Below are 25,469 nucleotides of genomic sequence, written 5' to 3' on the forward strand. Positions count from 1 at the left end.
ACATTGTTTTTATTTAACTTTAATAACATTTTTATTTTAACTTTTGTTACATTTTAAGTGGATTTATTTTTGAAAGAATGGTCAAAATTCGGTTTCTAGTCTAATTTTTACTACACTTTTCACGTATTTGATTCACTATCTCCTATCACATTCAACAGACTGAGCGTTTTTTAACATCAAATCTCACCAATTACAGGGATTGCCTCTCGCTATAAAAAAGCCATGTTTTGGGCGGCTGAATCTATCCAAAAGATCAAATTTGCACACCACCAACTCAACGAAGAAACAGTTGATCATTCATCTATATCTGTAACGTGAGAGATAAACCTCGCAAGATGTTTAGCTAACTCATAACGCAATAGCAGACAAAATAAAACCCCATTCAAACTATTGCCTGAACGGGGTCATCACACCTGAGTCAATCATGTTGACTCAGGTACACACGCGTGACTTATTTAACGTAAGTCAACCAATGTGCATATTTGTCATTCTTGCCTTGAACTGCGTCAAAGAAAGTTTTTTGAATTTCAGTGGTAATTGGGCCACGTGAACCACAGCCAATTACACGGTCATCGTATTCACGAATTGGGGTAACTTCTGCTGCTGTACCTGTAAAGAAGGCTTCATCGGCAATGTAGAATTCATCACGCGTAATACGGCGTTCAACTACCTCATAACCCAAGTCTTTAGCAATGGTGATCACCGTTTGACGCGTAATACCATCTAAAGCACCGCCTGCGATGTCTGGTGTATGTAAAACGCCATCTTTAATTAAGAATACGTTTTCGCCAGAACCTTGGCATACATAACCTTGTGGATCCATCAACATCGCTTCGTCATAGCCTGCTTGCGCTACTTCTTGGTGTGCAAGAATAGACAAAGTGTAGTTACCAGAAGCTTTAGCTTTACACATGGTCACGTTTGGATGATGATGCGTAAACGATGAAGTTTTAACGCGAATACCTTTAGCCATCGCTTCTTCACCCAAGTATGCACCCCAACCCCAAGCCGCAACAGCAGCATGAATGGTGTTATTGGTTGCAGCAATACCCAGTTTTTCAGAACCAATCCAAATTAATGGACGTAAATAGCACGATGAAAGTTTGTTTTCACGTACCACATCAATTTGCGCCTGTTCTAAAGCTGCTTGATCAAATGGTACTTTCATTTGATAGATTTTTGCAGAGTTTAACAAACGCTTAGTATGGTCCTGAAGACGGAAAATCGCAGTTCCGTTTGGCGTTTCATAAGCGCGGACACCCTCAAACACACCCATACTGTAGTGTAAGGTATGCGTTAAGACGTGAATTTTTGCATCACGCCAGTCAACCAATTGTCCATCTTGCCAAATAAAACCATCACGATCAGCCAAATTCATGGCACACACTCCAAATGTTTATACAATAGTCATTTTAATCCAACGCAGACATTGCAGTCGGATCAATTAATCTTTGCCATAACTTGCAAACGACCTCACGGGTATCGTACCAGTCCGCAGCATTGACTTGCATGGATTGATTTGCAAGGGCTAAGCGGTGGCTTTCGGCTCGTTCACGGAGATAAGCTTGAATCAATGCTGTCGCATCGTCGCTGGATAAGCAACCTGTTCTTGCGGCATCTTCAAGGATTCTTACGTTGTCGGAATAATGGGCGAGATCAGGATTCGACCCACTCCAGGCTAATACCGCATACTGTGCCATAAATTCGATATCAACGATACCACCTGCATCCTGTTTTAAATGAAAAATTCCATCTTTTTTTTGCTCTTTAGATGAACCCAAATGATCTTTCATTTTTTGACGCATTTTCAGCACTTCGCTGCGGACATAAGCTTCGTCACGCGGCTGGGTTAGAATCTGACAACGCAACACTTCAAACTTGTCACGTAAACATTGTTCGCCTGCAATACTGCGTGCACGAACCAAAGCCTGATGCTCCCACAGCCACGCACTTTTCAGTTGATATTGCTCGAAAGCGCGTAAACTGGTCACCAGTAAACCCGCATCTCCCGAAGGACGTAAACGGGTATCGACATCATAAACGCGACCATCTAAAGTTTGCGTGGTCATTAAAGATACAAATTTGCGTGCCACCCGCATGGCAAACTCAAAGCCACTGATCGGTTTAATGCCATCGGTATCGGCTTGTTCATCCATGTTGTGAATAAAAACCACGTCTAAATCTGAGCCGTAACCCAGTTCGATGCCACCCACTTTGCCATAACCAATAATGGCAAAAGCGTTATGCTCCAAACCACAGCGCTGTCCTTCACTGTCTAGCGGATAACCATGTTTTTTGACAATCATCTGATAGGCCAGTTGTAGGGCTGCATTTGCGGTCACTTCGGCAATATCGGTTAACGCATCTGACACTTTCATTAAGTGACTTTCTGCCAGTACATCGCTGGCCGCAACTGTTAATACGTTGGATTTTTTGAATAAACGTAGCACCCGCATGAGGTCTTCAACTTCATCCAGTTCAATGCGCAGCAATTGTTGGCGCAAAGAATCTTCCAAATCGCTGCGTTTTGGCAATTCAAAATCCATAGATAAAAATTCATCCAACAACACAGGATATTGCGTCAATTCTTCACAAATCCACGGGCTGACTGTGGCCATTTTTACCAAGCGTTGCAGTGCCCCCTTGCTTTCAATCAGCATGACCAAATACACGGTACGACGCAGAACAGATTCGACCAGTGGCATTAAACGCATCAATGCCATTTGTGGATTTTCTGACTGCAACACTGCTTCAATCAAGTGTGGCCAAAAGGTTTTTAAACGCTGTAAAGCTTTGGCGGTGAGTTTTTTAATGGCATGTCCATACCAGAACTCATGCACTAAATTTTTCGCTTGATCGTCTAGTACCGCATCGAGCTGTTTTTCTAGCTGACTGTAATTTTCCAGCAAAGAATCGGGTTCATTTTCTTTAATTAAATGCTCAAACTGATAAATGACTTTGACACGCTTTTCATTTAGGGTCTGCATAAAGCTGTCCCAATCGGCAAAGCCCAAAGTATCGCTAATGCGTGCGCGTAACTCAGGTTCAGTCGGTAAAGCTTGGCTTTGCTGATCATTCAAGGCTTGAATGGCATGTTCTACTCGACGCAGGAATAAATAGGCATCTTCCAAATCCAGTACGGCTTGTGGCTCTAGCAATTCAGCTTCGCCCAAATGGCGCAAACTCACCAAACACTGGCGGTCTTGTAATTCTAGTTTTGAACCACCGTAAATCAGCTGAAAAACCTGCACAATAAATTCAACTTCACGAATACCGCCCGCGCCCAATTTAATATTGTCTTCAATATTACGACGCTGCACTTCGCGCTCAATCATGGCTTTCATTTCGCGCATGGCTTCAAAGGCGGTGTAATCGACATATTTGCGGAATACGAAAGGTCGGGTCATTTCCAGCAGTTCATAACCTTCTTGCCCACCTGTGATAATACGTGCCTTAATCCAAGCATAGCGTTCCCATTCGCGTCCATGCTGGCTTAAATATTTTTCCAGTGCGACATGGCTAATCGCCAAAGCAGAACCATCGCCCCACGGGCGTAAACGCATATCGACGCGGAAAACAAAACCATCGGCGGTGATATGATCTAATAGATAGATCAGTTTTTGTCCCCATAAAATGCAGAATTGCTGCACTTCAATACACTTGCGTCCATTGGTTTCGCCTTGTTCATCAAAGGCAAAAATCAGGTCGATGTCGCTGGATAAATTCAGTTCCTGCGCGCCATGTTTGCCCATGGCGACCACAATCAGGTCTTGGACTTTACCGTTATACCCCATCGGTTCGCCATGCTTGGCGACCAACGGAATCCGAGCAAAATCTTTGGCTACTTGCACACAAATATCAGCAAAGTCTGAAAGTTCCTGCGTCAACGTCACCACATCGGTGAGTTGGTTGGCATCTTGCCAAATCCAGCGGAACATTAAACGCGCGCGTAAAATTCGCAGGGTTTTCATCCACAAGGTTTCATCTTGAATGTCTTGTAAAGTCGAAATCACCAATTGATGAATATAGTCTGCGCTCAGCGGTTTTAGAAATTGGTCAATTGCATAATCCTGCTGTAACAGGCTTTCGTGATTTGCCAAGACTTGTTCTGCATATTGACTGGCATGTAACGTTTTTTGCAATTGTTCCGCATTCATTTTTAAGACCTAAAACCCAGTTTTATTTTGAAATATTGTCAACCCATCTATTTATAGCAGCAGATGCGTCAAAGAAGAAAATAAAATTACAGCAATCTGCAAAATACCTCTTACTTAAAATGCAGCGATAAAAAAACCGAAGCCTAAACTTCGGTTTTATCTGCTTGATGCAATGCTTATTCAGCATCTAGCATTAATTCTGCGCTCATACCAACCGTGTTAAAACCTGCATCGACATACAGAATTTCACCAGTAATACCATTCGCCCATGGTGAGCAAAGGAATAATGCCGCATTACCAACATCTTCAATGGTCACGTTACGTTTTAAAGGTGCAACTTTTTCATTCAGGTCTAACATTTTACGGAATGATTTAATGCCCGATGCGGCAAGCGTACGAATCGGACCTGCAGAAATTGCATTCACGCGAATACCGTCAGCACCCAAGCTTGAAGCCAAGTAGCGTACACCTGCTTCTAAAGATGCTTTCGCCATACCCATGACGTTGTAGTTTGGCATCACACGCTCAGAACCTTGATAAGTCAAAGTCAATAAGCAACCTTGGCGTGCTTGTAATAATGGTTTTGCAGCACGTGCCATCGCAATAAAGCTATAAGCACTAATGTCATGCGCAACTTTGAAACCATCACGATCTGTAACATCGGTAAAGTCACCATCTAAAGTATGCGCAGGCGCAAAACCAATCGAGTGAACCAAACCATCCAAACCATCCCAGTGCTTTGCCAAGTCAGCAAAAGCTTGCTCAATTTCTGCATCTACGCCTACATCGCAAGGCAATACAATGCTTGAGCCAAATTGTGCAGCGAAGTCATCAACACGTTTTTTGAGTTTTTCATTCGGATAAGTAAATGCTAATTCTGCACCTTCACGATGCAATGCTTCTGCAATACCAAATGCGATAGATAATTTACTTGCAATACCAGCAATTAAAAAACGCTTACCCGCCAAAAGACCTTGTGCCATGTGAAACTCACCTTGATATATTTCGCAATATCATGCCAATTCTGAACGCATAGTGAAATTGCATAATGCGCCTTTTTTTGCCGTTTATGTAAAAACTCAATGGCGATTCAAGTGAGTGATAGATGACGTCACATGATGATCTGCAAGTGGTGACGTACAATCTTGGTTAAAAACTTGCCCTACCACTTGGCATAATGCTGTTCAAGCAAGCCGTATTCGTTTAACAAAATAATTTCGGTATCGTCTTGTTGAATAGTACCACTAATTTTAGCTTGCCATTGGCTGAACTGACTGCCGACTAGACGCAAATTCAGGTTTTCATAACGGCGCCAACCTGTGCTGACAGTTAAATTCAAACGATGATCCAGTGAGCGAATGCTCCACGAGCCATCATCCTCAGGTTGGAACAACACATCTGTTAAGGGATACAGCACGCCATTAATCCACAAACAGTTTTCGTTGCCAAAACTTTCATTCACACCAGAAGCCAGATTCAAGCCTACACGACGGTCTTCGGTATCCCAAAAGTTGCACGACAACCAAAACCATGCTGTTTCAGGGCGTAAAAAACCGCAGGTATCATCTAAAGAAGCAAAGGTGCGTTCATGGAATTGAATGGTTTGTCCTGTTTTATTAACAAAATAGCCTTCACAGCCGAGTGTGGTCAGTTTTTGGGTGTAAGTCCAACCATTAATACCTGTTGGGCTACACATACTTAGCGGGTCTGTGCCTGCACAAAATATCCGCGCACTGAGTTTAATTTCACCATATTTGGTCACGCGGATATAACGCACACCATTGGCATGTTGAATTTCAATTTGAAATGGCGATTTTTCAAAAAAACTTTGATTAAATAACGGTTGCTCATCTAAAACCGTATTACGCGATAAAAAATTAATCGCATTCCATTCCTGCACTTCGCCCGTCATGTGATTATAAATATAGACAAAACCGTGCCCTGCCCAAGCAATATCGGCAATCGCAAGCCCAATGGTATAGTGTTCGTGCTGAATACTACAAAATTTAAACTTTTTATATTTTAAGCGTTTACGCCAACCCGACAATACTTCACCATACGGTGATTTATATTGATAAGCCTGATAATCAATTTTTTTGGGAAGTTCACTAAAACGTCCATAATGCGGTTGTCCATTCGCCTGAATTAAATCCATTGAAGACATTCCCTATTGTCTAAAAACAATTCATCTTTGGTCGTATTATGCCTACAAATGCATGTACAAAAAACCCGCAGCTTATGATTTTGTTCAAAAAATTATAAAAGCATAGATTGTTTTACTATTTTAAGGCTTGAGCGTTCACTAAATATACAAAATATAAATTAATAGATATCTTCCCCTCAATATTCTGAAGGTATTTAAGCATCAGCATTCAAAGTCAGATAGGTATTTTCCCAACGATTGCCTGAAAATGAGCCTTCAACCAATTGCACATAGCGACCATGCACCTGATCTATCGCAATACAATCATCTACCTCTAAGACCCGATCGGTATGTTGTTTTTGCCAGTGCTGGGCAAAATAGGCTTTACCACGCTGTTTTGCCACCATTGGATTTTGCGCCACCACCAGTACATAACGATGTAACTCGCCAAACTCACGCGGGTCATATCCACCCAAATTAATTAAATACAGTCGGTTTTCTGCCTGATTCGGCTGTGCATCGGTAAATTTTAAATAGTAGGATTTACCTTCAAACTCAACACCATTAATTTGCGCCCATGCGTCAATATGTAAACCTTTCGGCTCTGCAAACCAAGCCTGCTTGAGTTGCGGATAGGTCTGTTCTAAAGAATCACCTACCGCAAGTACCACATCATGCACTTCAGTATTGGCTCGCGCATGACGCCCGCCTAACATCACGATAAATAAACTGGGCATATCCGACTCCTACGCAAATTTCCTAAGCATGATGGCTTTTAAGGTTGATGCTTTTTAAGCATGATTGTTTAAAGTAGCGAGAATTTTTCAATCCTCCAAATAAAAAATCGTGCCGAATTGCTTCAGCACGATTGAATTGAAATGTAGCATGCTTTATTTCAAGCAGCTTGCGATTTACATATCGACCATTTCCACGCCATCAATGCGGGCAACAGTCATTAAGTCTTTATCACCACGACCTGAAACAGTCGCAATAATGATTTGGTCTTTATCCATCGTTGGTGCAAGCTTGCTTACATAAGCCATAGCATGCGAGCTTTCTAAAGCAGGAATAATCCCTTCAATGCGGGTTAAATCACGGAAACCTTGCAAAGCTTCTTGGTCATTGATTGGCACGTAATCGACACGGTGCATATCTTTCAGGAAGCTGTGCTCTGGCCCTACACCTGGATAATCCAGACCTGCAGAAATAGAGTGGGTTTCAATGATCTGACCTTGTGCATCCGACATTAAATAAGTACGGTTACCGTGTAATACGCCCACGTGTCCTGCATTCAATGGTGCAGAGTGTTTGCCTGTTTCAATGCCTAAACCTGCGGCTTCAACACCGTACATTTTCACTTCGGCATCGTTTAGGAATGGATAGAACAAGCCCATGGCGTTAGAGCCACCACCGACACACGCCACAAGTGCGTCAGGTAAACGACCTGCCTGCTCTTGAATTTGACGACGTGCTTCACGACCAATAATAGATTGGAAATCACGTACCAATTGTGGATACGGATGTGGGCCTGCCACAGTACCAATCACATAATACGTTGAATCGACATTGGTCACCCAGTCACGCATAGCTTCGTTCATGGCATCTTTTAAGGTTTTAGAGCCACTTTCTACAGGTACAACAGTTGCCCCGAGTAAGCGCATGCGGTACACGTTCATGGCCTGACGTTTGACGTCTTCCGCACCCATAAACACCACGCATTCCAGACCTAGGCGGGCTGCAATCGTCGCGGTTGCCACACCATGTTGACCTGCGCCTGTTTCGGCAATAATGCGTTTTTTACCAGACAACTTTGCCAGTAATGCCTGACCAATGGTGTTATTCACTTTATGTGAGCCTGTATGGTTCAAATCTTCACGTTTTAAGTAAATTTGCGCACCACCCAACTCTTTAGACCATCGCTCAGCATAATACAAAGGACTAGGACGACCTACATAGTAGGCGAGATCGCGGTCGAATTCTGCCAAAAACTGCGGATCATCTTTCATGCGGAAATACAATTTCTCTAAATCTTGTAAAGCCGCCATCAGCGTTTCTGACACAAAACGTCCGCCATGGATACCAAAATGCCCTTTTGCATCTGGGAATTGGGTATAGTCAATCACTGGGTTATTGTGATTTGTACTTTGCTGATCCACGTTGGACTCCTTGCATGAAGTTTTCTATGAGTTGTTGGTCTTTAATACCTTTTGCAGACTCAACTCCGCCACTGACATCAACGGCATAGGCTTGAGTCGTCTGAATTGCATCTTCAATATTTTCAGGGTTTAAACCACCCGCCAAAATTAAAGGAATATCGAGTTTGGGGAATTTTGACCAGTCAAAACTGTGTCCTGTTCCACCTTTGAGTTCAGGATGCCACGCGTCTAATAATACTGCGCTTGCACCTGCTTGTTGATAGCTTTTTATCGCATCCAACACATTTAAATCGGGTTTGACCTGAATGGCTTTGTACCATCGACGTCCAACTTGCTGTGCTATTTGCTGACATTGCAAGGGTGTTTCATCGCCATGAAATTGCAAAATATCTAAAGGCACTTGTTTCAATACAGTGGCAATTTCATCTGCCGTTGCATTGACAAATAAACCGACCACTTGCACATAAGCGGGAATGTGTTGCAGCAAGCCTTGTGCTTGTTTAATGCTCACATTGCGCGGACTTGGAGGATAAAACACCAAGCCAATTGCATCTGCACCCGCATGCACAACACTGTTTATATCTTGAATTCGCGTGATTCCGCAAATTTTGGCACGGGTACGCATCGTTTTGGACTCTAATCCTGATTTTCAATCTTCATTTTGCTGATCTTGCTGTGCGTGACTTTAAAATTGTCTGTTCACACTAACAAAATCAGATATTGGGGCGAATCATTGTAATGCAATTTTAAGGGGTTGAGTGAAGTTCAGGCGGATTATTCTGCATTTCCGTTGTTTAAATGGCATACAGACTTTATACTTCGCGCAAATGCAACGAGTCCTAGCTTTGAGCTTTAGGGAAGTTGGTGAAAGTCCAACACTGCCCCCGCAACGGTAACCATGAAACGTATATCAATTTAAATCTTATGATTTACACCACTGTATGAACAATATGGGAAGGTGGATATACAGCGAAGCAATCATTGATTAAAAGATGCTTGGCACATTGAAGTCCGGAGACCTGCTTGTTGTGCCCTTAACTCAATCATTCACGTGGGGTGAATGTATGGAGCAAAGTCATGTCTACTCTTTTTCAGCCTACTGCTTTAGTGGGCGCAATTGCGCTTGCAATGGGTTTTTCAACTTCAGTTTTTGCTGCAGAATCGCAAGATCAGCGTGTGGTGAATGCTGCTTTAGATACGCTTGTTGTTACGGCAACTCGTTCTGAAGAAAAAATTGGTAATGTGCCTGCGCGGATTAATATTATTGAGCCAAAAATTTTGGAACAGTCGCCAATTGCTGAATTACCTCATTTGCTTATGAGTGATGCATCTATTGATATGATGCAATATGGTGGGTATGGTCAAACGGCTTCAATTTTTACTAGAGGGACAAACTCAACTCATACTTTAGTACTTCGCGATGGGGTTCGCCTCAATACAGGGTCTGCTGGCTCTGCCTCCCTTTCATTTATTGATACTACCGACATTAAACAAATTGAAGTACTCAAAGGTCCTGCGTCTGTTCTTTATGGTACAGATGCTATTGGTGGTGTCGTGCAACTCATTTCAAAGACTCCTGAAAAAACAAGTGCTTTTATTACAGGAGAAATAGGTGAAAATAATACTTATAAAGCTGTTTTAGGTGCTGACTTGGCTGAAAATGGTTTTTATGCACAAGTTCGTGGTCAGCATTTAGAATCAGACGGCACTCAAGTTACCGATTTTAAAAATTCGAATGCTAAAACCGGTGCCTATGATCAAGAAGGCTTTAGTGCAAAATTTGGTATTGAACAAAAGCAATATGCTGCATCTATAGACTATTCACAAAATGAAGGCACTTCAGTCTATACAGATGGTATTTTCAACCCTTCTTATACTCAATTACTAGATTTAATCAATAAGTCCCAAGACTTTAAAAACGAAATCATTAATTTAAAAAGTCGTATAAATATCAACGATACAATTTCAGTCAATGCTCGTGTATCGCAGTTTAAAGATAACCTTTCTCAAAATGAAACTGCTGATTTTATTCATAATAAAACACAAGAAGCAGAATTATATTCTAAATGGCAATTTACCCCTCATCAAAATATGATGGCTGGTGTGTCACATCGAAATACTAAAACTGATTTACTTTCGCTAGGTTGGAATACAGTTCAATATGATAAAGATGCTAGTAGCACAGGATATTTTATCCAGCATCAATATCAGAACAATCATTTGAATACTCAGGTGGGTCTTCGTGTTGAGGATAATGAAGCTTTTGGTACACATACCGTAGGTCAGGTTGCAGCACGATATCAAATTCTCCCAGCCACAAGTATTTATACCAATATTGGAACAGCTTTCCGTGCTCCAACAAATAATGATCTTTATGCGATTGGTTGGGGAGCAAATCCTGAACTCAAACCAGAAGAAAGCATTTCTTATGAAATTGGTCTAGATCAAAAAATTACAGATAGTCTTACAGTGGGATTATCTGCGTATCGTAACGAAGTTAAAGACTTAATTACTTATATAACTGATCCAGTAACATATAAAGGTCAATTATTAAATGTTAAAAAAGCGACTTTTACTGGTGGTGAGTTCAATTTAAACTGGGCACAAGATGATTTAGTTTTAGATCTTTCTTATGCTTATGTTCAGCCAAAAGATAAAAGCAATGATACAGATTTAAGCCGTCGACCACGTCAAAGTTTGACACTCACTACAGGTTTACAAAACGAGATGTATGGTATTAGTACCTCTTTATCGGCCAAATCTAAACCTAAAAATGGATCGGGTGTAACTGGTTATGCCACTGTAAATGTGAATACTTACTGGAATATCAACCCTAATGTGAAGTTATTTGCCAACATTGAAAATATTGGTGATGTGCAATATAAAAATGTTTCATATGGCGGTAATCACTTTTACATCAACGGTGGTCGCCTCGCCTCAGCAGGAGTCACTTTCCGTTATTAATTTAACGCAATGGCTTAAAAAAACAATTTAAAACAGCGCAGTTTATGGATAATGTAATGACCGACATTATCCTTTTTTTCATTTCAACCTAAGGAAAAGTTATGGGCCACCGTTTAAGCAAAATCTACACCCGCACAGGCGATTCAGGCACAACAGGACTGGGCGATGGCTCACGTGTCGCCAAAGACGACTTACGCATTCATGCACTGGGCGATGTCGATGAACTCAATGCCTGCATAGGCGTATTGCGCTCACAAATTACACATAGCAACATTCAAGACAAAAACACTTGGGACAAATCGCTTAGCCTGATTCAGCACTGGCTATTCGATTTAGGCGGTGAAGTCTGTATCCCCAATTACCATCTCGTACAACCACTTGCGATTGAGTTCCTAGAACAAGACATTGACCGCATGAATGAAAGCCTGCCAATGCTCAAAGAATTTATTCTGCCTGCAGGTACATTGGCATGCAGTTATGCACATCAAGCCCGTGCCGTATGTCGTCGTGCAGAACGTAGTTTAATGACCGTACACAACCGTGATCAAAATATTCAGGCACCATCTTTGCAATTACTGAACCGACTGTCTGACTGGCTATTTGTGGCATCTCGCAGCTTGCAACGTGCCGAAAGAGGCAGCGAAGTGTTATGGCAAAAGAACATCAACGACAGTATTGGTAACTGACATCACACTCTAGAATCGGAAACTAAAATAAAGCCCTGATTTTGCATCTAAAAAATCACGTCGGATGCTGCTTGAAATTTCACACCATCCGACCAAAATAAGAAATGTCATCTCTTTGTCACGTCGTACTTGCAAAATGAAAGCAAACTTTCAATTCATGGGCACATTATGCGCATAATTGGTCATCGTGGTGCGCGTGGCGAAGCGCCTGAAAACACACTCGGTGGTTTTGAATATATTCAAAATATTGGCATTCGAGCGGTTGAGTTTGATGTGCGTCAACTCAAAGACAATGCCTTAGTGGTTATGCATGATGATCAATTCATTCGCACCACAGGACAAGACAAAGCACTGTATGAATGTAGTCTGGAAGATTTAAACCATTATAACCATGCGGTGATGTGGTCGGACTGGAATAAAGTCGAAACCACGCCCCTACTCAATCAAACCATGACCATTATTCAAAATTTTGATCATATTGAAGTAGAAGTCAAAGCGGTCAACTCGCATGCCGCTGCCGAAAAAATTACCCAAAGTTTAGAGCAACATTTGAAGGGTTTTGAACACAACGCCATCATCACCAGTTTTGATCCGAAAATTCACTGGGCTTTGCAACAACAAAAATCACGCTTTAAACGCGGTTTATTGGTTGAAGATGATCTGCAATATCAAGCCATTGATCAGGCTTTAGAATTAGGTTGTTGCCAAATTGGTTGGATGAACGAACTCGCAACCGGTGCGCTCATTCAAGCCACACAACAGGCCAAACTGAATATCAGCGTTTGGACAGTCAACCAGATTGAACGCGCCAAACAGCTTAAAGATTTAGGGATTCAGGGTTTAATTACCGATTATCCTAAACTGATGATGCAACACTTGTAAGCAGCACAACCTCAAATATTTTGATGGATAAATAATTGATTTATTGTGCTTGTTTGGCTGCCGAATACCATATCTCCGTAAAATCTCGCAGATACCATTATATTCTGTTACCACCCAGTACAATACAACTGTACAATAATGCTGTGATCGTGAATACGCTCATGCTAATATGCGAAAAATTAATCCCTAAAAAATTTAATACTATGATTTCAATCTATAGATCGGTCATAGCGTTATAACGGATTAAGCGTCCATTTATACCTCCCAAGGTTCTAGGAGTGCTGTTGGAGATGAATGCTCCCTTACCCAAAGCCCCAATCAACTGGATTGCCATCTTTGCACTGGTTTTCTTACCTATTGTTGCAGTGATCGCGATTCCTTGGTATGCCTATCACCATGATTTTAGCTTAGCCGCTTGGATCAGCATGTTTGTATTACTTGGCGTAAGTAGCTTGGGTATTACAGCAGGTTATCACCGTTTATGGGCACACCGTGCTTATGAAGCTACCCTTCCCTTGAAAATCATTTTAATGATTATGGGAACATTTGCCGTTCAGAACAGTATTTTGTTCTGGGGTTCAGGTCACCGCACCCATCACCGCCATGTTGATGATGTCGAAAAAGACCCATATTCAATTAATAATGGTTTTTGGTTTGCGCACATGGGCTGGATGCTACGTGACTACCCTGCCGCAGAGCCAAACTTTAAAAATGCGCCAGACTTGTTAAATGACAAACTGGTGATGTTCCAACACAAATACTATATTCCGCTCGTAATTGCAGTTCACGTTGGCATTTTGGTGCCAATTGGTTGGGCTGTGGGCGATATGTGGGGCGTGTTGTTATTGGGCGGTTTAATGCGTCTGATTTTAAGCCACCATGTTACCTTCTTTATTAACTCGCTGTGCCACATGTGGGGTTCGCGTCCTTATACTGACGAAAATACCGCGCGTGATAACTTCTGGTTAGCAATTGCCACTTGGGGCGAGGGTTATCATAACTATCACCACATTTTCCAGTATGATTATCGTAATGGCGTAAAATGGTGGCAATATGACCCAACTAAATGGTTAATTTGGTCATGCTCGAAGTTGGGCTTAGCGAAAAACTTACGCCGTATTCCAAGCTTTAATATTAAAAAAGCAGAATTGGCGATGCGTTTTAAATATGCAGAGCAAGACTTGGCGGTCTATGGACACAATGTAAATGATGACATTGGCCAAGTTAAAAGCCGTATTTCGCAAGAATATGATGCCTTTACCCAAACCCTGAACGATTGGGCAAAGTTAAAAGAGCAAGAAATTCAGGCGAAAAAAGCTTCTGTAGCAGAAAAAATTCACCAAATGGATGACAAATTGAAAGTTGAATTCCAGTTGGTTGAACAGCGTCTTTCACACCATCGTGAAACCTTGAACTTGCTGATGCGCAACCTGAAAAAGAATCCTGTATCTGAATAAACCTCTGTTCTGATGCACTGCGAAAGCCCTGACCTGTTCAGGGCTTTATGCATTGTTAGGCTACAGTTTTTAAAGTCTAAGTTTGCTATAGTGAAACTCACTTTGTGCCAAGCGCTTCATCATCATGCAATTTAATCCGCGTTATCCGACCCTGCCCGCCCGTCTTTATCACATGCAGCAGCCTCTCCCCTTAAAAGGCGCAAAAGCAGGACACTTTAATGCAGCATTGGCAAAAGAACTGCAATGGACAGCCGAAGAACAACAGCAATGGGTGGAAGTTTGCAGTGGTCAAAAGACGTTTAAAGAATTTCCTGCTTTGGCAATGGTCTATGCAGGACATCAATTTGGTCAGTGGGCAGGTCAATTGGGAGATGGACGCGGTTTACTCATTGCGCAAGTTTTGGACACACATCAACGTACAATCGACCTGCATTTAAAAGGTGCGGGGGAAACGCCTTATTCACGTATGGGGGATGGACGTGCAGTATTACGTTCCGTGATTCGTGAATATTTGGCAGGTCATGCTTTAAATGCGCTGGGTGTGCCATCAAGCAATGCCGTTGGATTTACCTCATCTACTCAAGGTGTACAACGTGAAAAATTAGAACTTGGCGCAATGCTATTACGCACATCAGACTGTCATATTCGCTTGGGACATTTTGAATGGATCAATCAGTATCAACCTGAATTACTGCCTGAATTTGTGCAGAAGTGTATTGAATGGCACTACCCAGAATGCTTGGCAACCGAACAGCCGATACTCGCTTTTGCTACGAAAGTCATTCAACGTACCGCTGTCATGATTGCAAAGTGGCAACTGGTCGGTTTTGCGCATGGCGTGATGAACACCGACAATTTAAATATCACAGGTTCAACTCTCGATTTCGGTCCTTATGGCTTTATGGAGCGTTTTCGTCCTAACTGGATCAACAATCATTCGGACTATCAAGGACGTTATACCTACCAACAACAACCCAGCGTAGCACACTGGAATTTATGGGTCTGGTTAAATAATTTAATTCCGCTTGAGCAAAGCCCTGATCAAAAAGAACACTGGAAACAAGCACTGGCAGCATGCTTAGAACATTTTGAACCCACTTTTTTGGAGCATTATAAACTCGGTTTATGTGAAAAAATGGGACTGCCAAGCTTCCATAAAGACAGTTTTGACTGCGCAACCAACTTCTTACGTATTTTGCAAAGTGAGCAACTGGATTACACCCAAAGTTTTATCCGTCTACAAAATAAACAATACACAGAAATATTGGATGATTGTTTGGATCGTCGTCAGTGGGAAAGCTTTTTGGCGCAGTATTTACAAATTCGTGAACATCAGGATACCGATGCCTTAGATATTGCTATGCAGCAAGTCAACCCTCAGTATATTTTGCGCAATCACATGGCACAAAAGGCGATTGAGCAAGCAGAGCGTGATGATTTTTCAGAAGTTGAGCGTTTATTTAACTTGCTCAGCCAACCCTATATTCAGCAAACAGCATTGGAAAAACCTGAAGATTTAGCACCTTTACCAAGTGATGTGCCAGAAGTGATGGTGAGTTGTTCATCTTAATACCAACGCACTCGCCAAAGGACGTTTAAAATTCCAACAAAGTTATACACATTTTCTGTGGAAAAAGCTGTGGTTATCCACAGGATAAACTTTTTAGGAGAAAATAAGTGGCACAAACACAGTCATCACTGCATCAAATTGCAGCAAGTGTTGCAACATAACTGTCTGGGATTAGCCTGAGCGAACCTTTTGGTGATGGCTGTTTGGTGCATAAGGTATTTGATAAAAATTTTTTAAAGCTATTTGCTCTGCACTTTTTCAACATAATATCTAACTTAGAAAACAAAAGCGAACCTTCCAATATTCGCTTATTGAATTTTTAAACTTATTCTTCTGGATACTCAAAACGATAGCCCACGCCATACACTGCTTGAATCCATTCATGACGATTTCCCGTTTCGGCAGCGTCAGAAATTTTACGGCGCAAGTTTTTAATGTGGCTATCAATTACACGATCTGCCACTTCAAAACTGTCAGGGTTAATATGATCTAGCAACTGCGCACGTGAATACACCTGCCCGACATGCTCTAAAAACAATTCCAATAAACGGAATTCGGTTGGGGTCAAATTCAAGGTTTTTTGCTGATACCAAATACGCTGCTGTGCTTTATCCATACGGAATAAATCATTACTTTCTGGCTCATTTTTACGTTCCAGACGGCGCAATACTGCCTGCACACGAGCCACCAACTCTTTCGGGCTAAAAGGCTTACACACATAGTCATCTGCGCCCATGTTTAGACCTAGTACCCGATCAATTTCTTCAGTACGTGCCGTGACCATAATAATAGGCACATCGGACTGTTCACGCACTTTGCGGCAAATGGTCAAACCATCCATACGCGGAATCATCAAGTCTAAAATCATCAGGCTCGGTTTACGCTGCAAAAAGCTGTCATAGGCCTCTTGTCCATCATGAAACATACTGACTTCAAATCCAGCAGCTTCTAAATAATCTCGCACCAATTGGGCAAGTTCAATTTCATCTTCAACCAGCAAGATATGTTTCATGCACGATTCCTTAAAGTCCTTCAAGATTTGATTTTTGGAAAACTTAATTTGCAGCGTAAACCACCCAACGGTGAATGTGCAAAACTTAACTCTCCGCCCAATGCTTTGGCAATTTTGACCGATAAAGCCAGACCTAAACCTGTCCCACCTGTGGCGCGTGTACGTGAATCATCGGCACGATAAAAACGCTCACCCAAACGTGCCAATTGTTCATCACTTAAACCAAACGGACTGTCATCTACATACACTGTCCATTCTGTTGCACTTTGACTGGTGTGAATATGCACCTGCCCACCCGCTTCGGTATAACGAATACTATTACTGAGCAAGTTGAGCATAATTTGTTTAAAACGGTCTATATCCAATTGTAATTGCGTGCCTTCACCCGACACGATCAAGTCCAACTGCGCCTGTTCAAATTTCGGCTTAAAGCTTTCGATTTCCTGCTCAATCACTTGCCATGGATCAATGCTCGAGAAATAGCATTTCAGCTGCATGGCTTCGGCTTGCGCCAAGTCCGATAAATCCTGTGTGAGTTTTTTCAGATTATTGACCTGATGCATCATCGCAGCCAAATGCTCTGGTGTGGCTTTGCGGATACCATCTTGCATGGCTTCAATTTGCGCCTGCAACACCGCCAATGGCGTTTTTAATTCATGCGAAGTATCTGCCACCCACTGACGACGTGAAGTTTCATGTTGATCTAAAATCACCGCCAAATGATTCAATTCGGTAGATAAATCACCCAACTCATCATTACGATTGACCTTGACCTGATGCTGATAATGGCCTTTGGTTAATTCACGTGTGCCATTTAATAAGCGCTGAATTGGCTTTTTAAAATAGGTCGCCAACAATAAGGCAGCAATCAAGCTCGCCAAAATACTTAAAGCATAAGCCAATAATAAATAACGAGTTTGTTTACTAAAAAAATTAATACTTAAAGCATCTTCCTGATCTAACACAGGTTTTAAGCCCAGATAACCCACGATTTTTTCACCGACCATAATTGGACGAAAGGAAATTTGAGTTTCAGCAGGCTCTCCCACTACAAATTGCCGCTGGGCATCATATAAAGATAAGCGTGAACTCAAGCCTAAACGGTCAGGCATCGAAATAAATTGTTTTTTTCCAGATGATTCTGTCGTGTTTTGGTGTCCTTCATTTTTACGATCAGGACGGAAAGCATTCTGATTGGCACTCAAAGGAAACACTAAACCTTCAAATGGCTGAAATTGTGAAGGTAAATTCAGCTCTAACCAGCGAAGTTCTTCCGCATTGGCTTGTCGTTTGCCTGGCTCAGGCTCGACTACACTTGAGTTTACATTGGCTAAGGTAGGTTCCTGAAAATAACGCTGCTGCAAGGCAATGTCATATTGACGGCGCAACCACCACCGCGATAAACGGTCATAATCATCGGGTGCAGCCTCACCTTCAATTTGGAGAATTTGCGCCTGAATGGCGTTGCCCCAATCGTGATATACCGCATAGACTTCTGCCAAGTTTTGAGTGAGCAAGTCCAGCTTTTGCATTTCGACATCGGCCACATATTTGCTGAAGTTTCGCTGCATATTGACATGCAATACCCCCAAGCTGACCGTGGTAATCAGCAAGGTCGTCAGCAGCACTGTTAAGAACAGGCGTAATGCGATGGGTATACGGCGAATTTTCAAAAGCGCAATCTCAGCTTTTCTTATTGATTTTGAGCATTGTAACCAACAGTGCTAGAAAAAACTCTCCATTGTTTCTTCATCTTTATTATTTAATCTTAACTGAGTGAAGTTAAAAGCAGGTTGGGGAGTTTGAAGATGAAACAGATGACGAAAATCGCATTACTTGGGGCAAGTGTTTTGGGCATGGGGATTTTAACTGCATGCCAAACCAGTAATGATCTGACCGAACGACAACAAACACGTATGTTTAAACAACATTATGCTCAAGATGGACAACGCTTCAGTCCTGAACAACGCGAGCAATATCGTGCCATGCGTGCAGAACACCGCGCATTTCGTGGGCAGATGCAACAGGCTTGTGACAACAAAGCAGTAGGTACAAATCTACAATTAAAAGTAGGTGATCAAACACTCGCAGGTACCTGTACGATGCGTTTCCAGCCTGATCGCCAGTCATTTAAACAACATCGCCAATATGCGATGCAACAACACCAAGCCATGCGTGCAAAAATGCCGCGTATGCAACAACGTGGTGAAGTGCTGACCGATGCGCAACGTGCTGAAATGACCAAACGGTACGATCAACGATTAGCACAACATCAAGCGCATCAAAAGGCCATGCGTGCTGCCTGTGAAGGAAAAATGCATGGACAACACGTTCAAGTGAAACTGGGCGAACTACAACTCAAGGGACAATGCTTGGTTCGTTTTCAGCCGAATCAACCTATGCAACAAATGAGAATATCACCTACTTCGCGCTAATGCATTCAGGTGAGCACACACTTACACGACTCTAAGGCACTCGATTGAGTGCCTTTTTATTTACCTTTTTATCCACTTCACTTAGACATATCTCTTTACGCTTTTTGACTATTTGTATCATTTCAAATTCAGCAAAACTGTTTACACTCAAGTAACTTAGCCATTTCAAGATAAAAATCTTTGACTTTGCAGTCACCAAGAAATGCTATGCAGATGCTTGTACCGAATTAGAAGATGTTGCACGATTACAACCATTCCAACATGGCATGTCTGAGAAGGCATGCGCTGAAATCCATTTAAAATATAACGCTGGTCAAACCAGTATTGAGGAAACCGATATGCCACAATACAAAGCGCCTTTACGTGATATGCAATTCGTTTTGCATGAATTATTAAATGCCGAAGATCACTATGCAAAATTACCTGCATTCCAAGAAAACGTAAGCCGTGAATTGGTTGACCAATATTTGGAAGCTGCAGCAGATTTCTGTGAAAACGAATTATCTCCGTTAAACCAAGTGGGTGACCGTGAAGGTTGTACTTGGAATGATGGCGTGGTGACTACACCAACGGGCTTTAAAGAAGCGTATCAAAAATATATCGAACTTGGCTTCCCGTCTCTTTCTGCTGAAGAACAATACGGCGGTCAAGGTCTACCTGTTTCTCTAGGAAACGTGATTTCAGAAATGGTAGGTACAGCAAACTGGGCATGGGGCATGTACCCAGGTCTTTCTCATGGTGCTGTACGTACTTTAGAACACCACGGTTCAGATGAACAAAAAGCAACCTATCTGCCAAAGCTTGTTTCAGGTGAGTGGACAGGTACCATGTGTTTAACCGAATCTCATGCAGGTTCTGACTTGGGTATTATCCGTACTAAAGCTGAACCTCAGGCCGACGGAAGCTATGCAATCTCGGGCGAGAAAATCTTTATCTCTGCTGGTGAACATGACATGGCAGAGAATATCGTGCACATCGTATTGGCACGTTTACCTGGTGCACCTAAAGGAACTAAAGGTATTTCTCTGTTCATCGTTCCTAAGTTCAACCTGAATGCAGATGGTTCTTTAGGGGAGCGTAATGGTGTACGTTGTGGTTCAATCGAACACAAAATGGGGATTCATGGTAACGCGACTTGCGTGATCAACTTTGATAACGCGAAAGGCTTCCTAATTGGCCCTGAAAACCGTGGTCTAAACTGCATGTTCACGTTCATGAACACTGCACGTATCGGTACAGCGGTACAAGGTCTTGCAGCATCTGAAGGTTCTTTCCAAGGTGCGTTGACTTATGCCAAAGACCGTTTGGCAATGCGCTCACTTTCTGGTCCGAAAGCCCCTGAAAAAGAAGCAGATCCAATTATTGTGCATCCTGCTGTACGCAATATGCTATTGACTCAAAAAGCGTTTGCTGAAGGTGGTCGCGCACTAGTGTATCTGTTGTCTCTACACGCAGATATCGTTGAACAAGGTGCAACTGAAGAAGAACGTAAGTTCTCTGACAACATCTTGTCTTTATTGACGCCTATTGCAAAAGCATTCTTAACTGAAACAGGTTCTGAATCTGCAAAACATGGTGTGCAAGTCTTCGGCGGTCATGGCTTCATTTCTGAGCATGGCATGGAACAAATTGTGCGTGATACACGTATTTCATGCTTGTACGAAGGTACAACTGAAATCCAAGCACTCGACTTGTTAGGTCGTAAAGTTTTGGGTACACAAGGTGCAATGTTGAAAGACTTCACCAAAATCATCCATAAATTTGCAGAAGCTAACAAAGACAACGCAGCAATGCAAGAATTTGTTGAACCGCTTGCAGCGCTCAATAAAGAATGGGGCGATTTGACTATGCAAATTGGTATGCGTGCAATGCAAAACCCTGAGGAAGTAGGTGCTGCAGCAGTAGACTACATGTACTTCTCTGGTTATGTAACACTAGCTTACCTATGGGCACGTATGGCATTGGTCGCTCAAGAAGCACTTGCAGCAGGCACAACCGATGTAGACTTCTACAATGCTAAAGTGACGACTGCACGTTTCTACTTCAAGAAAATCTTGCCACGTGTTCGCTCACACGTAGACGTGATTGCAACAGGTGTAGAGCCACTATTTGCATTAGATGCTGAACACTTTGCTTTCTAAGCGAAAATTGAAACTCGCTAAATATTGAACATATTTAGCGGGATATTCAAAATGTTGTACTCTTGAGTACAGAAATTGAGAAAGGACGGTCATAGCATTGACAGTCCTTTTTCTTTATAAATAAAGCATTCTTTCGTTTTAGTCGCCTACAACATTCACAATTGTAGATTACACTGAACTCAACGAATCAAGATTCAAACAATAAACAGGTGAACTCACATGCCAATTTATAATGCCCCACTTGCCGATATGAAATTCATCTTAAATGATGTATTCAATGCAGAACAATTCTGGCAAAACAATGAAAACCTCGCTCACCTTGATGCTGCAACGGCTGAAGCAATTTTGGAAGAAATGGCAAAATTTGCCCAAAATGTGACGTTGCCTATTAACCGTAGCGGTGATGAAGAAGGCGCGACCTATAACAATGGCGAAGTCACCACACCTGCTGGATTTAAAGAAGCATTTAAACAATATGCCGAAGGCGGCTGGATTGGTTTAGGCGCAGATGAAGAATGGGGTGGTCAAGGCATGCCAAAAATGCTGACAGTATTGTCAGATGAAATGCTGTTTGCCACCAACCCATCCTTCATGTTGTATCCACTGCTATCTGTCGGTGCAGGCATGGCATTAAGCAGTTATGCATCACAAGAACAGAAAGAAACCTATTTACCTAAAATTTACTCAGGTGAGTGGTCAGGTACCATGTGTTTGACTGAACCACATGCAGGAACAGACCTCGGGATTATTAAAACCAAAGCAGAACCAAATGCAGACGGTACGTACAACATCACAGGGACTAAAATCTTTATTACAGGTGGTGATCACGACCTCGCAGAAAACATCATTCACTTAGTTTTAGCGAAAACACCAGACGCTCCTGCAGGTTCACGCGGTATTTCTTTATTCATCGTGCCAAAATTCTTGGTGAATGAAGATGGTTCGTTGGGTGAGCGCAACCCAGTAGGTCCAGGCTCAATCGAACACAAAATGGGCATTAAAGCCTCTGCAACATGTGTGATGAACTTTGATGGTGCCAAAGGTTACTTGGTCGGCAAAGAAAACGAAGGCTTGGCTGCCATGTTCGTAATGATGAACTACGAACGTCTGTCTATGGGAATTCAAGGTTTAGGTGCATCTGAATTTGCCTATCAAAATGCTGCGCAATATGCGACTGACCGTATTCAAGGCCGTAGTGCATCGGGCGTAAAATCACCAAACAAAGCAGCGGATAGCATTTTGGTGCATGGCGATGTGCGTCGTATGCTGCTCAATGCACGTGCCAATAACGAAGCTTCACGTGCATTTGCGGTATATGTGGGTCAACAATTGGATATCACTAAATTCTCTACCGATGCAGAAGTTGTGAAAAAAGCCAATGACCGTGTTGCATTGTTAACTCCAATTGCCAAAGCCTACTTAACCGATACTGCATTTAACGCTGTAATTGATTCACAAATGGTCTTCGGTGGTCATGGTTATATCCGTGAATGGGGTATGGAGCAATGTGTTCGTGATTTACGTATCGCCCAAATTTATGAAGGCACCAACGGCGTACAATCGCAAGACTTGATTGGTCGTAAAACCATTAAATGTAATGGCGAATTTATTGCAGAATACATTGCAGAAATCCGTGATTTCACCAATGGTTTAGATGCAGACCTCAACTTCATTAAAGATGCAACTTTAGATGCAGCGACTGAAGTTGAATCCGTGACTCAATACGTTTTAAATGCAGCCAAAGAAAATGTAGATTTCCCGAACGCAGCAGCGGTTGATTATTTACATGCGGTAGGTTTGCTCAGCTTCTCATATATGTTTGCGCGCATTGCCAATGCAGCCAAGCAAAAAGAGGGTGAGTTCTATCAAAACAAATTGTCATTGGCACTGTACTTTGTACAACGTATTTTGCCAGAACTGACTTTACGCATTACCAAAGTGAAAGCGGGTGCAGAAGTGGTGATGAACTTCAGCGAAGATTACTTCACTAACCAGTCTTAATTAATACATTATCGCAAAAACGCCTGAATCATCAGGCGTTTTTTTGTACTAAATTTTATATCCCTATTCTAATTTGTGCATGAAATTTGCATCACCTTTGTTGAAGTCTGAATATCCATACTCAAACAGGAGGTGAAAATGGCAGTACGTCGTTCAAAAATAGATAGAAATATTCAAGCAGTTGAAAGCCTATTAGACAAATATGGCAATTGGGCAGTAGAAAGTTTTCATTATCTTGCGCTCTTTATCATTGGCTGTATGGTCATTTGGTCTGCTGGACATACGGTAATTGATATTTTCACCATCAAACAATATGCCACTATTGATGACATCTTATTGCTTTTTATCTATTTAGAACTAGGAGCAATGGTTGGTATTTATTTTAAAACCAATCACATGCCTGTACGTTTTTTAATTTATATTGCCATTACCGCACTAACCCGTTTGCTAATTTCAGATATTCAACACGACCATAAAGCTGATCTCGATTTAGTGATTATTACTGGTTCAATTTTAATTTTAGCCGCTGCAATTTTAGTGGTGCGTTTTGCATCTTGGCATTACCCTTCCGTTATTCGAGACAAGCACAGTGAAAAGCCTTTAGCACAAGGCAAAACCCCTCGCCCAGAAGATGATGAATTGGCGTAAAAATCTAAAATAGGTCAAAAAAATGCTTCTAGATACTCAATATCTAGAAGCATTGATGTCTATGATTTCACTTTTTTCTCAACGATTTGCCACCAACACATAACGCCCATGTTCAAAAATCCAGTACATACCTCGTGGCGGAGCGGGTAAACCCAAGTGCTGCCAGTCGGTCACCACACGATAGGTCGAACTTTCAATATGTGCGCTACTTGGCTCACCATTTACCCAACTGTAACTTTGGTGGTTATATTGCACGGTACTTGGCGCATTGTATTGAATATTGATGCCACTACGAATGGTTGGCTGCCCCCACTGCGGTACAGGTCGTTGATGGTATGGATAATATGGTGGATAGGAATAAGGTTGCTGTGAATAATAAGGTCGATGCTGCGGATAAGCAGGATGATGCTGTGGCGAATAAGGACGATGCTGATCACGCTGTGTATTGACGCCTGTATATCCTGCCCAACGATTGGTTTCGGCCAAGCTCTGCATCGACACACCTAAAAATAGCATGCCACTCAATGCAGTTAAAATCGCCACTTTCATATCTAGCACTCCTATTTTCATATTTTTATTCTAAGCTCAAATTAAGGATAAACAATGAATAAAAAATCAGCAATTTTAAACTTTCGTCTCCGCAGATTTCACCGACACGGCTCGCCATTTATGAAATATCTATAGCCCCTATGCTAAGATACATTTTTTTTGAAATTGGATGAAACCTCGTGCCTGAATTAGATTTTGACCGCCTTCATCAGTTTTTCTGCAAAGTTCCGAGTGTACAGCAAGCCCGTGTAGACGCTTATGGTTCAGACGGTCAGCATGCATGGTGGTTCAAATTTCAAATTGATGTAGAACATCCGTTAGCATGGCAAACTGTGCAGGAATTGGGACATGTGCTGAATTATATTTCCAGAGATGAGCGCTTGCCGACTCAATTCTTACCTGTTTCACCGCCACCGTATATGAATGGTGAAGCCAAAGATTTTTTATCGTGGGTAATTCAATGCAACCATCCAGAATTTAGCCCAGATGTGGTTTGTGATTGGTTAGAAGCGCGTTTACCGAATCCTGTGGATGATGAAGCACAATGGAAAATCAAAACCGATATTGCCGAGTTAGATCAAATGAGTGATAAAGATTTGGATGAAATGGTGCCGCCAAATCCTGTAAAGTAATATTCGGCTCAAAAAAATCCCTCTTTCAATAAGAGG

20 protein-coding genes and 1 riboswitch are annotated in these 25,469 nt (G+C 42.0%); of the genes, 10 read left to right on the plus strand and 10 right to left on the minus strand.

Annotated features, from left to right (window positions below):
• Positions 1 to 451: 451 nt before the first annotated feature.
• From FTT78_RS07095 to FTT78_RS07125, 7 genes are all read right to left on the minus strand, one after another.
• Positions 452 to 1,378 (minus strand): branched-chain amino acid transaminase, encoded by a 927-nt coding sequence (locus FTT78_RS07095; protein ID WP_004975074.1) that lies wholly within the window; start codon positions 1,376 to 1,378, stop codon positions 452 to 454.
• 34 nt (positions 1,379 to 1,412) lie between these two features.
• Positions 1,413 to 4,157: a bifunctional [glutamate--ammonia ligase]-adenylyl-L-tyrosine phosphorylase/[glutamate--ammonia-ligase] adenylyltransferase gene (glnE, locus tag FTT78_RS07100; protein WP_004975073.1), complete on the minus strand. Its 2,745-nt coding sequence runs from the start codon at positions 4,155 to 4,157 to the stop codon at positions 1,413 to 1,415.
• A 176-nt stretch (positions 4,158 to 4,333) separates the two neighbouring features.
• Positions 4,334 to 5,140, minus strand: coding sequence for an enoyl-ACP reductase (locus FTT78_RS07105; protein ID WP_004975071.1), 807 nt, complete (start codon positions 5,138 to 5,140; stop codon positions 4,334 to 4,336).
• Between the two features lie 179 nt (positions 5,141 to 5,319).
• A complete protein-coding gene (locus FTT78_RS07110; RefSeq protein ID WP_004975070.1) occupies positions 5,320 to 6,312 on the minus strand; it encodes a DUF2804 domain-containing protein in 993 nt (330 codons plus the stop codon).
• 203 nt (positions 6,313 to 6,515) lie between these two features.
• Positions 6,516 to 7,037, minus strand: a complete 522-nt coding sequence (locus FTT78_RS07115) for a DUF1543 domain-containing protein (protein ID WP_096901526.1) — start codon at positions 7,035 to 7,037, stop codon at positions 6,516 to 6,518.
• A gap of 174 nt (positions 7,038 to 7,211) precedes the next feature.
• Entirely contained in the window at positions 7,212 to 8,456 is a 1,245-nt protein-coding gene (gene trpB, locus FTT78_RS07120; protein WP_096901527.1) for a tryptophan synthase subunit beta, read from the minus strand.
• Complete coding sequence (locus FTT78_RS07125) at positions 8,428 to 9,081, minus strand: phosphoribosylanthranilate isomerase (RefSeq protein WP_131260767.1); 654 nt, start codon at positions 9,079 to 9,081, stop codon at positions 8,428 to 8,430. The genes trpB and FTT78_RS07125 overlap by 29 nt, the downstream gene beginning before the upstream one ends.
• Before the next feature lie 192 nt (positions 9,082 to 9,273).
• Positions 9,274 to 9,498, plus strand: a riboswitch (cobalamin riboswitch).
• Positions 9,499 to 9,533: 35 nt separating this feature from the next.
• Between FTT78_RS07125 and FTT78_RS07130 the strand changes: the two genes are divergently transcribed.
• The 5 genes from FTT78_RS07130 to FTT78_RS07150 all read left to right on the plus strand — a co-directional run bounded on the left by FTT78_RS07130 (position 9,534) and on the right by FTT78_RS07150 (position 16,015).
• On the plus strand, positions 9,534 to 11,420 hold the full coding sequence (locus FTT78_RS07130; RefSeq protein WP_180043963.1) for a TonB-dependent siderophore receptor: 1,887 nt from the start codon (positions 9,534 to 9,536) through the stop codon (positions 11,418 to 11,420).
• A gap of 101 nt (positions 11,421 to 11,521) precedes the next feature.
• Positions 11,522 to 12,106, plus strand: coding sequence for a cob(I)yrinic acid a,c-diamide adenosyltransferase (locus FTT78_RS07135; protein ID WP_004975056.1), 585 nt, complete (start codon positions 11,522 to 11,524; stop codon positions 12,104 to 12,106).
• A 168-nt stretch (positions 12,107 to 12,274) separates the two neighbouring features.
• Positions 12,275 to 12,988 carry a glycerophosphodiester phosphodiesterase gene (locus FTT78_RS07140; RefSeq protein ID WP_004975054.1) on the plus strand — a complete coding sequence of 238 codons (714 nt, stop codon included), beginning with the start codon at positions 12,275 to 12,277 and terminating at the stop codon, positions 12,986 to 12,988.
• Between the two features lie 290 nt (positions 12,989 to 13,278).
• On the plus strand, positions 13,279 to 14,445 hold the full coding sequence (locus FTT78_RS07145; RefSeq protein WP_096901530.1) for an acyl-CoA desaturase: 1,167 nt from the start codon (positions 13,279 to 13,281) through the stop codon (positions 14,443 to 14,445).
• Between the two features lie 124 nt (positions 14,446 to 14,569).
• A complete protein-coding gene (locus FTT78_RS07150) occupies positions 14,570 to 16,015 on the plus strand; it encodes a YdiU family protein (RefSeq protein WP_180043961.1) in 1,446 nt (481 codons plus the stop codon).
• A 325-nt stretch (positions 16,016 to 16,340) separates the two neighbouring features.
• Here the strand turns inward: FTT78_RS07150 and FTT78_RS07155 are convergent, their stop codons facing one another.
• Entirely contained in the window at positions 16,341 to 17,027 is a 687-nt protein-coding gene (locus FTT78_RS07155; RefSeq protein WP_131260771.1) for a response regulator, read from the minus strand.
• A gap of 20 nt (positions 17,028 to 17,047) precedes the next feature.
• Positions 17,048 to 18,700 (minus strand): sensor histidine kinase efflux regulator BaeS, encoded by a 1,653-nt coding sequence (gene baeS / locus FTT78_RS07160; protein WP_180043959.1) that lies wholly within the window; start codon positions 18,698 to 18,700, stop codon positions 17,048 to 17,050.
• Positions 18,701 to 18,835: 135 nt separating this feature from the next.
• On the opposite strand from baeS, the gene FTT78_RS07165 reads away from it, so the two are divergent.
• The 4 genes from FTT78_RS07165 (at position 18,836) to FTT78_RS07180 (ending at position 24,252) form a co-directional block, all read left to right on the plus strand.
• A complete protein-coding gene (locus tag FTT78_RS07165; RefSeq protein ID WP_004975043.1) occupies positions 18,836 to 19,462 on the plus strand; it encodes a hypothetical protein in 627 nt (208 codons plus the stop codon).
• Positions 19,463 to 19,800: 338 nt separating this feature from the next.
• Positions 19,801 to 21,603, plus strand: a complete 1,803-nt coding sequence (locus FTT78_RS07170; RefSeq protein WP_180043957.1) for an acyl-CoA dehydrogenase C-terminal domain-containing protein — start codon at positions 19,801 to 19,803, stop codon at positions 21,601 to 21,603.
• A gap of 219 nt (positions 21,604 to 21,822) precedes the next feature.
• Complete coding sequence (locus FTT78_RS07175) at positions 21,823 to 23,604, plus strand: acyl-CoA dehydrogenase C-terminal domain-containing protein (protein WP_154320360.1); 1,782 nt, start codon at positions 21,823 to 21,825, stop codon at positions 23,602 to 23,604.
• A 138-nt stretch (positions 23,605 to 23,742) separates the two neighbouring features.
• On the plus strand, positions 23,743 to 24,252 hold the full coding sequence (locus FTT78_RS07180; protein WP_019836466.1) for a phosphate-starvation-inducible protein PsiE: 510 nt from the start codon (positions 23,743 to 23,745) through the stop codon (positions 24,250 to 24,252).
• A gap of 78 nt (positions 24,253 to 24,330) precedes the next feature.
• On the opposite strand, the gene FTT78_RS07185 is transcribed toward FTT78_RS07180, so the two are convergent.
• On the minus strand, positions 24,331 to 24,801 hold the full coding sequence (locus FTT78_RS07185; protein ID WP_154320359.1) for an RcnB family protein: 471 nt from the start codon (positions 24,799 to 24,801) through the stop codon (positions 24,331 to 24,333).
• Positions 24,802 to 24,980: 179 nt separating this feature from the next.
• On the opposite strand from FTT78_RS07185, the gene FTT78_RS07190 reads away from it, so the two are divergent.
• Positions 24,981 to 25,433, plus strand: coding sequence for a hypothetical protein (locus tag FTT78_RS07190; protein WP_180043955.1), 453 nt, complete (start codon positions 24,981 to 24,983; stop codon positions 25,431 to 25,433).
• The last annotated feature ends 36 nt before the right edge of the window (positions 25,434 to 25,469 follow it).

The sequence above is a fragment of the Acinetobacter sp. YH01011 genome (assembly GCF_013420785.1).
Lineage (GTDB): Bacteria > Pseudomonadota > Gammaproteobacteria > Pseudomonadales > Moraxellaceae > Acinetobacter > Acinetobacter towneri.